Annotated in this window: 11 protein-coding genes; 6 read left to right on the plus strand and 5 right to left on the minus strand. The window is 38.4% G+C overall.

Going from position 1 to position 13,170, the window contains the following annotated elements:
- Positions 1-165 precede the first annotated feature (165 nt).
- The 4 genes from ACNARN_RS07145 (at position 166) to ACNARN_RS07160 (ending at position 5,844) form a co-directional block, all read left to right on the plus strand.
- On the plus strand, positions 166-1,722 hold the full coding sequence (locus ACNARN_RS07145) for a [FeFe] hydrogenase, group A (protein WP_416304288.1): 1,557 nt from the start codon (positions 166-168) through the stop codon (positions 1,720-1,722).
- Positions 1,723-1,740: 18 nt separating this feature from the next.
- Complete coding sequence (locus ACNARN_RS07150) at positions 1,741-2,571, plus strand: 4Fe-4S dicluster domain-containing protein (RefSeq protein ID WP_416304289.1); 831 nt, start codon at positions 1,741-1,743, stop codon at positions 2,569-2,571.
- Positions 2,568-3,713 (plus strand): NrfD/PsrC family molybdoenzyme membrane anchor subunit, encoded by a 1,146-nt coding sequence (gene nrfD / locus ACNARN_RS07155; RefSeq protein WP_109373455.1) that lies wholly within the window; start codon positions 2,568-2,570, stop codon positions 3,711-3,713. Before ACNARN_RS07150 ends, nrfD begins: the two co-directional genes overlap by 4 nt.
- Positions 3,714-3,810: 97 nt before the next feature.
- Positions 3,811-5,844, plus strand: a complete 2,034-nt coding sequence (locus ACNARN_RS07160; RefSeq protein WP_416304290.1) for a TonB-dependent receptor domain-containing protein — start codon at positions 3,811-3,813, stop codon at positions 5,842-5,844.
- 76 nt (positions 5,845-5,920) lie between these two features.
- Here ACNARN_RS07160 and dps read toward each other — a convergent pair whose 3' ends face one another.
- Both dps and rhtA read right to left on the minus strand, forming a co-directional pair.
- Entirely contained in the window at positions 5,921-6,427 is a 507-nt protein-coding gene (dps, locus tag ACNARN_RS07165) for a DNA starvation/stationary phase protection protein Dps (protein WP_100159508.1), read from the minus strand.
- Between the two features lie 275 nt (positions 6,428-6,702).
- Positions 6,703-7,593 carry a threonine/homoserine exporter RhtA gene (gene rhtA, locus ACNARN_RS07170; protein WP_100159509.1) on the minus strand — a complete coding sequence of 297 codons (891 nt, stop codon included), beginning with the start codon at positions 7,591-7,593 and terminating at the stop codon, positions 6,703-6,705.
- Positions 7,594-7,925: 332 nt separating this feature from the next.
- Between rhtA and ACNARN_RS07175 the strand changes: the two genes are divergently transcribed.
- Together ACNARN_RS07175 and ACNARN_RS07180 are read left to right on the plus strand one after the other, a co-directional pair.
- Positions 7,926-8,504 carry a TIGR00730 family Rossman fold protein gene (locus ACNARN_RS07175; RefSeq protein WP_196573867.1) on the plus strand — a complete coding sequence of 193 codons (579 nt, stop codon included), beginning with the start codon at positions 7,926-7,928 and terminating at the stop codon, positions 8,502-8,504.
- Between the two features lie 9 nt (positions 8,505-8,513).
- Positions 8,514-8,978: a GNAT family N-acetyltransferase gene (locus tag ACNARN_RS07180; protein ID WP_198620459.1), complete on the plus strand. Its 465-nt coding sequence runs from the start codon at positions 8,514-8,516 to the stop codon at positions 8,976-8,978.
- Positions 8,979-9,070: 92 nt separating this feature from the next.
- On the opposite strand, the gene ACNARN_RS07185 is transcribed toward ACNARN_RS07180, so the two are convergent.
- The 3 genes from ACNARN_RS07185 to moeA form a co-directional block, all read right to left on the minus strand.
- Positions 9,071-10,771, minus strand: coding sequence for an amidohydrolase (locus tag ACNARN_RS07185; protein WP_368927143.1), 1,701 nt, complete (start codon positions 10,769-10,771; stop codon positions 9,071-9,073).
- A 233-nt stretch (positions 10,772-11,004) separates the two neighbouring features.
- Entirely contained in the window at positions 11,005-11,772 is a 768-nt protein-coding gene (moeB, locus tag ACNARN_RS07190; RefSeq protein ID WP_416304291.1) for a molybdopterin-synthase adenylyltransferase MoeB, read from the minus strand.
- 5 nt (positions 11,773-11,777) lie between these two features.
- The gene (gene moeA, locus ACNARN_RS07195; protein WP_196533001.1) at positions 11,778-13,019 is read right to left on the minus strand and encodes a molybdopterin molybdotransferase MoeA; all 1,242 of its coding nucleotides are present in this window, start codon (positions 13,017-13,019) and stop codon (positions 11,778-11,780) included.
- Positions 13,020-13,170 lie beyond the last annotated feature (151 nt).

The raw sequence follows: 13,170 nt of genomic DNA on the forward strand, positions 1-13,170 counted from the left end.
TCAAATAAACTAGGTTCTTTAAGGTTAATACTTATTTTAAGTATTGATCTTTTTATTAATAAAATCATATAAATATATTTAACAAAAATAAGTTTTAATCCTTTATATATTACTACTTTTAAACGGTAGTTTTATTTATATATTAAAGCAGGAGCATTGTAAAAAATGAAATCTATTCTCCCTACAAAAGAAGAGAGTGACGAGAAATTATTATCTCGACGTTCTTTCTTTTCATTTGCTGGAAAGATGAGTCTTGCGGCAGGGGTAACCGCTGTAACGGCGGGATGTGATGGTAATATTTCTGGAGGTACTGGCTGGGTTCCCGAGCAATACAATGCAAAAGGTACTTTTCCTGTACAAGTCCGAGGCCGAATTCCTATTGATCCTAATAATGTGGCAATTTGTCGTGATGATAAAAAATGCATTTTATGTGGTCAATGTGTTGAGGTGTGTGAAAAAGTACAAACGGTGATGGGAAATTACGATTTACCGTTAATTGATAGCGTTCCTTGTATTGATTGTGGGCAATGTACGCTTTGGTGTCCAACAGGTGCGATAACAGAAGTTGATGATACGGATAAGGTGATTAGGGCGTTATTAGATCCAACACTGCATGTTGTTGTTCAAACTGCGCCCGCTACGCGCGTTGCTTTGGGTGAAGAGTTTGGTATGCAACCAGGTAAGGATATTGAGTTACTGCAAGTTGCTGCACTGAGAAAACTGGGTTTTGATAAAGTTTTTGATACGAACTTTTCTGCTGATCTAACCATTATGGAAGAAGCGACAGAATTACTGCAACGAATTCAAAATAATGGCGTATTACCACAATTTACATCGTGCTCGCCGGGTTGGGTTAAATTCTGTGAAATGTTTTATCCTGAATTAATACCTAATTTATCTTCAGCAAAATCACCCATGACAATGTTGGGAACGATGATAAAAACCTATTATGCCAAAGAGCAAAATATCGATCCTACCAAAATTATCTCTGTTGCCATTATGCCATGTACCGCTAAAAAATCAGAAGCGGCACGCCCTGAAATGAATGGCGCTAGCGTGTTATGGGAAAAACCTGATCTTCGTGATGTTGATATCGTGCTAACAACAAGAGAGCTCGCCAGATTAATTAAAAGTCACAATATCGATTTAACGTCTCTTCAACCCGCAAATTATGATCGCTTAATGTCTGAATACAGTGGTGCTGGTGCTATTTTCGGCGTGACAGGGGGCGTGATGGAAGCGGCGGTCAGAACCAGTTACTACTTTATTACAGGTGAAAGACCACCAGAGCCTTTATTTAATTTGCAACCTGTACGTGGATTAGAAGGTATTAAAGAAGCCGCTCTGGATATTCCGGGAGTGGGGGAAATTCGCGTGGCAGTTTGCTCAGGTATGGGAAATGCGCGTCCTGTCTTAGAAGCAATTCAAAAAGGGGAAAAACAGTGGCACTTCGTTGAATTTATGGGATGTCCTGGTGGGTGTATTGCGGGAGGAGGACAGCCTCGTTCGGCATTACCGCCTTCTGATGAAATACGTGCTTTACGCATGAAAGCGCTTTATAGCAAAGATGAACGCGCCACAATCCGCTTGAGTTATGAAAACAGTGAAATTCAAAGTATCTATAAACAATTTTTAGGTGAACCTTGTGGTGAACGTGCTCATCAATTGCTTCATACGCATTACCAAGATCGCAGTATTCATTTTAACAAAAAGAAAGCTTAAAGATTGAGGAAACACATTATGTCTAAAGGTGTATTAGTCGATCTTACAAAGTGTATCGGCTGCGGTAGTTGTACAGTTGCATGCAAAATGTACAACGAAAATAAATGGATAGAAGACAGACAACCCGCAAGTGGTGAGAATGCCAAACTCGCGGATGAAAACTGGACAGTTATCAAAACAGTCACGGTTGAGAAAGAAGATAAAGCGGTTTGGCGTTATGTTAAAGAGCAATGTTTTCACTGTATTGATCCCGCTTGTGCTTCAGCATGTTTTGCAAAAGCCTTTCAAAAAACACCCGCAGGGCCAGTGGTTTATTATCCTGATCTCTGTGTGGGTTGCCGATATTGCATGGTGGCATGCCCGTTTGATATTCCTAAATATGAGTGGGAAAAGTCACTTCCTTATGTCACTAAATGCATGATGTGCTCATCTCGTGTGGAAGAAGGGCAATCTCCCGCATGTGTTGCAGTATGTCCTACTCAAGCCTTGGTATTTGGTGAGCGACAAACCTTATTAGAAAAAGCCAGAGAAACCATCACGAATAATCCAGAATATGTTCAACATATTTATGGTGAGAAAGAAGTAGGGGGGACTGAATGGCTCTATATTTCTGATGTGCCATTTGAACAGCTTGGCTTTAAAACGGGATTAACGGAAAAACCACTCTCTTCTTATACCTCTGATTTTATGAAATATACGCCGATAGCAGGCGCTACTTGGGCTGTGATTTTGGGTGGTATTGCCATGTTTAATCACAGAAAAGATAAAGTGAGCCGCGATGAGCAATCCCATCAGCATCTAGATCATAACCAGAATAGTACTGATGAAGAAACAAGGAGATCAGAATGAGTGTTATCGATAATTCGACCCACTTTGGTAAGTGGCGTTTTCCTATGACACCAGTGCGCTGGGTGCTTGTTGCTATCAGTTTGATTGCCGTAGGGCTTATCTTATTTCGCTTAGTCACAGGATTGGGATTAGTGACCAATCTTAATGATGAATGGCCTTGGGGGCTTTGGATCTCTTTTGATGTGATGTGCGGTGTGGCGTTAGCTGGGGGTGGGTATGGTACTGCGTTAATTGTTTACGTATTTAAACAAGAACAATTTTCAAGTATTGCTCGAAGTGCAGCATTAACGTCATTAATTGGTTATTTATTGGTGATGGTCGGGCTTTTCCTTGATATTGGGCAGTGGTGGAATTTCTGGCGTCCATTAGTTTCTCAAGGGCATAGCTCAGTGCTTTTTGAAGTCTTTATTTGCGTCTCTGTTTATACCAGTGTGCAATTAATTGAATTTGGAGAAGTGGCAACTGAACGAGTTGGACGAAAATACCATAATTTTTTCCGTAAAATATTACCAGTATTGTTAGTCATTGGTATTGCAATTCCATCAATGCATCAATCATCACTTGGGGCGCTTTATTTATTAATGGTCGATAAACTGCATCCATTATGGTGGTCGCCAATTATTTTCTTCCAATTTTTAATTTCGTCGTTTTTTGTTGGCCCTGCAATGATCGCAGTTGAAACTGCATTAGCAGGCCGAGCGTTTAATCACAAAGTGCCAATGTCGGTATTAAGCGGATTAGTTCGAATTTCAGGTTATGCAATGCTGGTTTATTTAGCGTTGAAATTCGGCAGTATTATTGCAGAAGGTAAAGTGCATTACCTTTTCGAAGGCAGCTTTGAATCTTTATTCTTTTGGATTGAAGTTGGTTTTGGCGTTATTGTGCCGTTAATTATCTGTTTCTCACCATTAATAAAACGTCGAGGCTGGCTGGTAACCTTTGGTGCGCTAGTCGCTTCGGGGGTTATTTTAAACCGTTATAACGTTGTGGTGACAGGTATGGTGACATCAACGGGTGTCTCTTATTGGCCATCGCTACCAGAATTAACTATCACTCTTGGTCTAGTTTCAATGGGAGCGCTCGCTTATTTATTTATCTGTGAAAACTTCCGTATTATTGAACATGAAGACGACAAACATTAATTAACTTAATGCCCAATTTAATTGGGCATTTTTTATAAATAAAACCAAGAAAATACTCTTTTTTATTCTTTTATTAATGATAAATAGAACGATAAATATGCCTATTTTAAAAAAATCCTTGTGGTTTATTTCTTCCTCTTTGCTTTCGATTACACCAATATTGAGTTATTCCCAAGCGAATGAAAATAAACCAGAACATATTATTGTCAGTGGACAAAAAGAAGGTCATTCGTCAAATCGTATTTATAACATTGAAGCTGAAAAAATAAGCAATATAGCAGGGGGAACTAATTTAATTACGGTTGATCATGAAAATCGCTTATTAACGTTGAATGATGCCTTAAAGGATCAACCTGGTATCGTGATACAAAGTTTATTTGGTGGATTAGATCAACCTCGTTTAAGTATTCGAGGCTCAGGTGTTCAAAGTGCGCCACTTTCTAGAGGAGTATTATTACTCCAAGACGGACTGCCTCTTAATGAAGCCGATGGTAGCTTTCACTCAAGTATGATTGATGTACGAGATGCACAATTTATTAGCATTCGCCGCGGTGCAAATAGTACACAATTGCAAAGCAATAACTTAGGGGGAGAGCTTGATTTTATCACCTATACAGGACGAAATAATCAAAATCAATTGCGTTATGAGCAAGGTTCTTTTGGACGTCAAGGTCTACAAATGGCGTTAGGCGGTTATAGTGATGATCATCCTATTGATGCCAGAATAAGTCTAAGTTATGACCATTATGATGGGTATCGAGAGCACTCTGCTTCTCAACGTAAAACAATGCGCTCAACACTCGGGTATACTTCAGACAACTTTGAAAATAGAACATGGATTAATTGGACTGATCTGCGTTTTGATGTTCCTGGCCCAGCAACCTTACAAATGGTTGAGAATGATCCTAAAGCGGTATTACCTGCAATTAAGAAAAAAGATCCCCATAGAAATGTCGAACAATTACGTATAGCCAATAAATCGACATGGAATAGTGGTGCTCACGATATTCAATTTGGATGGTGGTATTCACAAACACATGATAATTTCAAAACACCCAGCCATTACCAATTTGTGAATTACTATACTAAAGGCGCTCAATTTAATTATAAATTAGAAACTCAGCATATTAGTTATCGTGCCGCGTTAGCTTGGGATCACTCGATAATGAAAGATGATATCGAGAAAAATCCCAAAGGCTGGCTAGGACGATATGATGGACGAGCTGAAAATATCTATGCGTCTTTAGGGGCGGGTATACATATTAGTAACAGTGTGTTGTTTAATCTGGATGTAAAAGGAACTCATGCGAAAAGAGATGTATTTTCGAGCCATAATTCTCTTGAACAGTCCTTTAATTTCTTAACACCTAAAGTTGGGCTGATTTGGTATCCTAATTACAATGCACGCTTATTTGCTAATGTCAGTATGAGCCAAGAGCCGGCTTCCTTTAATGATATTATTAATCCTAAAGCGCCGTTAAATAAGGTCAATCTGTTAAAACTTTCACCTCAAAAAGCAACCAGTTTTGAAATTGGTAGTGATATTGAATTAACAGATAATATCAGTTTAAGTACGGTGCTTTATCGCAGTTTTATTAAAGATGAATATATTACATCCCACGATCAAAATGGGAATATTGTTGATATTTATAATTATCCTGCAAAAACTCGCCATCAAGGTGTTGAATTCAGTATCAATGCGATTCAACCGCTTCGTGTTGGTGATTTTCTCTATCGCGCAACATGGACGTATAATGATTTTCGTTTTATGGGCGGGGAATATAATCGAAAATATATTGCAGGTATTCCTAGAAACCTTATTTCGGGTGAAATTAACTATCAATTAAATGGATTGAGATTTGGTCCTACACTGTATTGGTCACCCACAAATGTTGCTGTTGATCATGGTAACCATCTTAATATTCAAAAGAGTAAACCCTATGCATTATTAGGATTTAATGCACATTATCAATATGATAATCAGTGGTCTACTTATTTGAATTTAGACAATATTACGAATAAACGCTATGCAGCAAGCACTTTGGCCAATCCAACAGTGAAAAAGAATGATGCCTTACTTTTCCCTGGGAATGGTTTTAGTGTTAATGCGGGTGTGGTGTATACATTTTAATTCAATCAGAAAATAGACAAAGGCTGCCTTACATGGCAGCCTTTTTTGATATTAATCATGTCTCTTTACACGTAGATTAATTTTCAATATTGGCTTCAATAAACCATAGGAATTTATCAAGATCACGCGATGCAGCAGTAAACATATCGGCGGTATCTTCGTCTTCAACTTCGTCAATGGCTTTACGAATATCATTAGCAACAACAGCATAACGATCAGCCAGTGCTTTTAGGTGATCTTGCACATCATGAATATCCAGTGGATAAGCTTTCAGTGGTGTTTTTTTACCGACAACTTGCGCGGTGCCTAATACTGTGCCACCTAACTGAACAATACGCTCTGCGAACTCATCAGTGTGCTGATTAATGGTATCGCGGAAGCCATCAACCATCTCATGAACAGAAATAAAGTTTCTGCCACGCATATTCCAGTGCGCTTGTTTTGTGATGAGAGATAGGTCGATAAACTGCGTCACCATCTGTTGCAATAATTCAATAGCGTGCAGTTTTACGCTGTCATCGAGGTTATTACGGGTATAAAGCAGAGTTGAAGGTGTGGATTTGACTAATTTAGCAGTACTCATAATCGTTCTCCCTAAATAATTAATAACTCAATATCTTAATTTCTGTTAATGATGATAGTGAATTATTAATGGTTAGTCTTATCGATTGATACTATTAAATTGATAGGTCATCTATTAAAAAAATCTAATCTATCGAATATAGTCTATTTAGGGTAAGACAATGAGCGCAAAATAGCAATGATAGGTCAGTAAAGTTATTATTGAATAAGAAAAAAGGATCATAAGATCCTTTTTAAATAAATATTTATTTCTTATAAGAAAATACGGTTAAGTAATTATTTAACCTCTTCAATTTTGGTTTTATTTTTCATGGTTGCTGTTGAACCTATAGAGGCTAATACAATAAAGGCAAGGGCAATCCATTGAATTAGTGTCAAATGTTCGTGTAAGAAAATAATACCAATAAAGGCACCCATACAAGGCTCTAAGCTCATTAGAGTACCGAACGTTTTAGCGGGTAAACGTGTAAGCGCAATCATTTCTAAGGTGTAAGGAAATGCAGTTGATAAAATTGCAATGGCTAATGCAACTGGTAAAATTGACCAGCTAAACATAATGTCAGGGCTACTTTGTAACATACCAATAGGAACGAAAATAAAGGCAGCCACTAATGAGCCAATTGAAACTGTTGCCGCACCGTAGCCTTTACCTGCACGTTGTCCGAATACAATATATAGCGCCCAACCTACACCAGCACCCAGTGCATAAAGAATACCTAGAGGATCTAATCCATGAATATTATCGCCAATAGGTAGCAATAATCCTAAGCCTGCAATGACTAAAATTATCCATAAAAAGTCGATGGCTCTGCGCGATGAAAACATAGCAACAGCTAAAGGGCCTGTAAATTCAAGGGCAACAGCAATTCCTAAAGGAATAGTTTCAAGAGCAAGGTAGAAAAGGTAATTCATTGCTCCTAAAGATAAACCATATAGAAACAGTGGCATAATTGATTTTCGAGTAAATTTGAGTCGCCACGGTTTAAAAATAAAAAAGAGGATCAAAGTACCCAATAATAGACGTAACGCCGTTACAGCTGGGGCACCAATAACAGGAAATAGGCTTTTAGCAAGGGATGCGCCGCTTTGAATTGAAAGCATGGAGAGAAGCAAAAGAAGCACAGGGTAAAACACCTGTAATTTAGCTGAGTGTCTGGCTGACAACATCCTATAAAACCTCGTCAATAATCAATCGTTATGTGTTCTCTGTTAGCAGATAACAAAGGATCGCATAATATAAAATAAAATCACCGACTTTAATATAGCTATTCATTAATAAATATTTTTTATTTTAATTTAGTTGAGTGCGATTAGCTAAAATATAACTTAATTTATTTTTAATAAAATAAAAAATGACGTCTCATAAATATAAGCATTAATAATGATTAAATATATATGTGAAATAAAAAGCGTAAAAACACTTTTTTTAACCTTTTTTATTAAAAATACCTTCAGTATAATTCCAAGCTCGATTTAACTAGCTAAAAGAGAATAAAGAAATGAGTAAAATAAAATCTATCGCAGTGTATTGTGGTTCTAGTTTAGGCGCTTCACCTATTTATAAAGAACAAGCAATTATTTTTGCCAAAGAGCTAGTTAAACGTAATATTACCTTAGTTTATGGTGGTGCCAGTGTCGGTATTATGGGCACTCTCGCTGATACTGTATTAGCTGAAGGCGGAAAGGTGATAGGGGTTATTCCTACACTATTAGAAGGGCGTGAAATATCGCATAAAAATCTGACCGAACTGCATGTTGTTGAAACAATGCATCAACGTAAAAATAAAATGATAGAACTGGCTGGTGGTTTTGTCGCTTTACCCGGTGGTTTCGGTACATTAGAGGAGTTTAGTGAAGTCTTTACATGGAGCCAAATTGGTTTGCACCAAAAACCATTGGGCATACTTAATATTAATCAATTTTACGATCCGCTTTTGATGATGATTGATAAAATGGCGGATGAACAATTCCTACATGAAAAATATCGCCATATGGCGATTGTGGAACAATGCCCTATTCAATTATTAGATAAATTTGAAACATATATTGCACCTCCAGTAAAAACCTATAACAAATAAAGGTAAAAAATGGTAATCATAAGAAAAGCAATATTGTCTGATGTAGAAGAAATTAATACTCTTTATATCCATTTATTTGATGAAATGGCAACATTACAGCCAGAAAGATTAAAGCCGGGTAAGCAAGATGAAGCATTTATTATTAATGGAATAAAAAATAATAAGTTTCATCTTTTGGTTGCAGATTTAGATGGCAAAGTGGTTGGATTTAGCATAGCGCAAATTCAAGAAACACCTATGTTTAACTGCTTGGTTCAACGTAAATATGCTTATATTTACGATATCGTTACTGATCCTACGGTACGTAGCCAAGGCGTAGGCCGTTTATTGTTGACCGCAATGAAAGAGTGGGCAAAATCAGAAAAAATGACGCATCTCGAATTGTCTGTATTAGCTGAAAATGGTGCCGCTAAACGTTTTTATGAGCGAGAAGGATTAAAAGAAGTCAGCACAATGATGGGAATTGCTTTATAATTCTATTAAATTTATCTTATTTTTCATAAGATTAAGTGCGATTATAAAAATAAACCCGCTTTTTAAGCGGGTTTATTAATTATATTATTCAGCTAAATTGTGGGTTTCCCCGCAATGATCGTACACAATACCCTGACATTTTCAACATCTTCTGCCGATATTTCAAACAGGTTTCTATCTAATACGATTAAATCGGCAAATTTTCCGACTTCTAATGATCCAATTTGTTTATCCATATCTAATGCTTGAGCGGCATTAATGGTAGCAGCACGTAGGACTTCAATTAACGTAAGGTTACGATCATTATCAAGGCGTGGGCTTGCTGCATCTTTTTGGCGAGTCATCGCAACTTTAAAATCGTACCATTCATTAAGTGGGTCAATTGGCCAATCGCTACCAAAAGCAACAGTAACGCCAGCATCAATAAACTTGCCAGCAGTCTCTAAATAGTCACAGCGAGATTTACCTAGCATTTCAATATCTTTTTCGATATTGCTCTGTTCTGCTGCTGCCCATTGGAAGGAGAGGAAAGGGAAGGCTTTTAGTTGTGTAAAACGGGCATAATCTTTTTCACACATCAATTCATTATGTGCAAGCCCCGGTCTTATGTCTTTTTCAGGTAAGGCTTTGCGCATTGCACTAATAGCATCAAGTGCCGTACTAATTGCACCTTCAGCAACAGTATGAATATGAGGGTGATAACCCGCACGGGCAATTTCTGTGACTAACGGTGTTAAAATTTCAGGCGAGAAATAGAGATCGCCAATATGTTCAGAGTCTTGCCAGTGTGGCGTATCATCAGTGCCAACGTTAATACGATAAGGTGAGTGCAAGCGCGCTGTCATAATCGGCGCTTGTAATACACCATCAAGGAAAAGTTTGATATGGCGGATCGCAACACTGGGTTGAGCACCTTCGCTGATTTGATGCCATTGCGAAAAGCGAGTGACAGCATGGCATACAGCGTTTGGAATATCTTCAATACAAGGTACATCATCTGGCGTGATTTCAACGGCATTCTCTATGCGCAGGGTTAATTCACCTGCTTGTCTTAACGTGTTGAAGGCGCGTAATTGAGGCTCACCCACACGAGCATCCATAATCGTGGTTACGCCTTGTTCATTTAATAATTTTTGAACATGGCGAGCTATTTGTAAATTTTGATCTTCAGTTAATGGGGGCAAGCTATCAATGGCTTGCATTGCTGGCGCATCTTCAAGAATGCCAATCGGTGTTCTATCACCATCACGTTCAATATTTCCATCAGGTGGATCGGGCGTTTCAGTGGTGATATTTAACAGTTCTAAAGCGCGAGAATTAGCAAGAACACTATGACAATCGCTAGAAAAGAGCAAAATAGGGCGAGTCGTATTTAAGGTATCAAGGTGATAACGTGTCATTTGCACACCTTCAGGTTGCATACCTTCACGATACCATGCGGAAACTTTTAACCATTCGGTATCACTATCAATAAAGTTTTCATCAAGGTATTTCTGAATACGTAATAAAATGTCATCGATAGAGAGTGATTGATAATCAAGATGGCAACCCGCTAGTGTTGCGCCTCCCCAGAATGGGTGCATATGTGCATCAATAATGCCCGGCATGACCATTCTTCCCTGTAAATCAATCTGCTCAGTATTTTCATTACAGTAAGAAAGTAACCCCTCTTTTTTACCTGAAGCAATAATCACACCTTGGCTGATCGCGATAGCATCAACAATAGTGTCATTATGATCAGCGGTATAAATAAGTCCGTTGTAATAGAGAGTGTCTGCAATTTGAAATGTCATTCTTCTACCTTGTATTGCTTTTTTAGCACGTAGAATGCGTGCTTAAATGATTATTTTGTTTATAGGGCATCCTGTTGCGTTTTGACGCGGGCGGTCATAGTAGAATTAAATCAGAGTGAATACTACAAGCTTGTTACATCGACTTAATGATGAATATGAATACAACTTAGAGATTGAGTGAAATAAGGTAAGCTTAAAGAATATAGACTTACCTTATTCAAGCATCAGCGTGGTTAATTGTCTGGTAAATTGGTTGAGCACACTTCGCAATGTGGATTTTTAGGTAATTTGAATTCACGAAATTGCATTCGCATTGCGTCAAACATCAACACCTTGCCATGTAAATGTTCACCATACCCTGTAAGCAGTTTGATAGCTTCAACGGCTTGTAAAGTACCAATAGTGCCTACAACAGGCGCCATTACGCCAGCTTCAACACAACTTAAAGCGTTATCACCAAAAAGATGACTTAAACAGCGATAGCAAGGCTCATCATCTCGATAGGTGAATACGCTGATTTGACCTTCCATCCGAATAGCCGCACCAGAAACGAGCGGTTTTTTCTGATGAAAACAGAGGCGATTAAGTTGCTCACGCACTGTCACATTATCAGTGCAATCCATAACAAGGTTATGGTGGCTAATAAGCTCCGCTAAAGCTTCATCTTCAAGTAATGCATCAACGGTTTCTATTGTGACATGAGGATTAATTGCTTCTAATGTTGCTTTCGCAGATAGTACTTTGGGTTGACCAATCGTGGCGTCGCGATGAAGAATTTGTCGCTGAAGATTAGAAAGGGAAACCGTATCAAAATCTAATAAAGTGAGTTTTCCTACACCTGCTGCTGTAAGATATTGTGAGGCACTACATCCTAAGCCACCTGCACCAACTATCAGTACAGAGGCATTTTTCAGCGCCTCTTGACCATCAAAATCAAAGCCCCTTAATACAATCTGGCGATTGTAACGTAGTGTTTCTTCATCCGTTAATTCAATACTCATAAAGGCTATTCGCTTTTTAATAGAGAATTAAATAGCTCGATAGTAACAGTTTCGCCAGCTGCAACTTTACCGCGTTCACGCTCTAAAACGATAAAGCAATTAGCGGCACTAAAAGAGCTATAAACATGGGAACCTTGATGCCCAGATGTTTCGACTTGCCATACGCCCTCGGCATTAATACTGGCAATACCACGTTGGAAATCAAGACGACCCGCTGATTTTTTCAATGGAGATTGTGCAATAGCTTGGAAACGTTGCGGTGCTTTCCAATGGCTAAAACCAGATAGGCGTGCAATTAACGGTTGAACCAATTGATAGAATGTCACTGTGGCTGACACGGGATTACCCGGCAAACCGCAGAACCATGCATTGTGTAAGCGACCGAAAGCAAAAGGTTTTCCCGGTTTAATGGCTAATTTCCAAAAACCAATTTCGCCAATTTCATCAAGAATTTGTTTCGTATAATCGGCTTCGCCTACAGAAACACCGCCACTGCTGATGACTAAATCTGCTTCTTGATCAGCCTTTTTAAAGGTTTCACGCAGTTTTTCTGGTGAATCAGGAATAACGCCTAAATCTAAAACTTCACATCCTAGTTTTTCAAGCATTAAACGTACCGCAAAGCGGTTGGTATCATAAATTTGTCCCGCTTTTAATGGCTGACCAATAGTTTGTAATTCATCACCCGTTGAGAAAACAGCGACTTTTAAACGACGATAAACTTGTACTGTTGCTACACCTAAAGAGGCAATTAAAGGTAATTGCGCTGTTGAAAGCTTCGTGCCAGCAGGTAATACAATATCGTTTTCTTTAATATCTTCACCAATACGGCGAATATTCTGGCCTTTTTTAGCAGGCTGTGAAAAACGGACACCATGTTCGGTCACTTCGGCTTCTTCTTGCATAATGACAGTATCAACACCAGCAGGAACCATAGCTCCTGTCATAATGCGTACACATTGCCCAGCTGGGAGTTCTCCCTCAAAAGGAATACCCGCGAACGATTTACCAGCAACAGGAAGTGGAGTTTGAGCTTCTAAGTCAGCGTAACGAAGTCCATAACCATCCATTGCCGAATTATCAAACGGTGGCACATTCAGTGGAGAGGTAATATCTTCACTTAGAATATAATCTGCGGCGTTATTTAATGGAATGTTAAGGGTATTGGTAATTGCCAGCGGTTTTTCAAGTAGTTTTTCTAGCGCTTCATCAAGAGATAATAAACCGCTAACGTGACATTGACTCATCATATACTCCAAGATCTATCGAAATGTTCTGTTTTATTTCATGATACTAATCTATCACGATGAACATCATCATGTCAGAGATCATCTTGTGAATAGAAAGAAATGAAACTTTTTATTGCAAAAATGTTAACTGATTGGAGTTAATATGTTG

It is taken from the genome of Proteus sp. TSJ240517 (genome assembly GCF_047921575.1).
Classification (GTDB): domain Bacteria; phylum Pseudomonadota; class Gammaproteobacteria; order Enterobacterales; family Enterobacteriaceae; genus Proteus.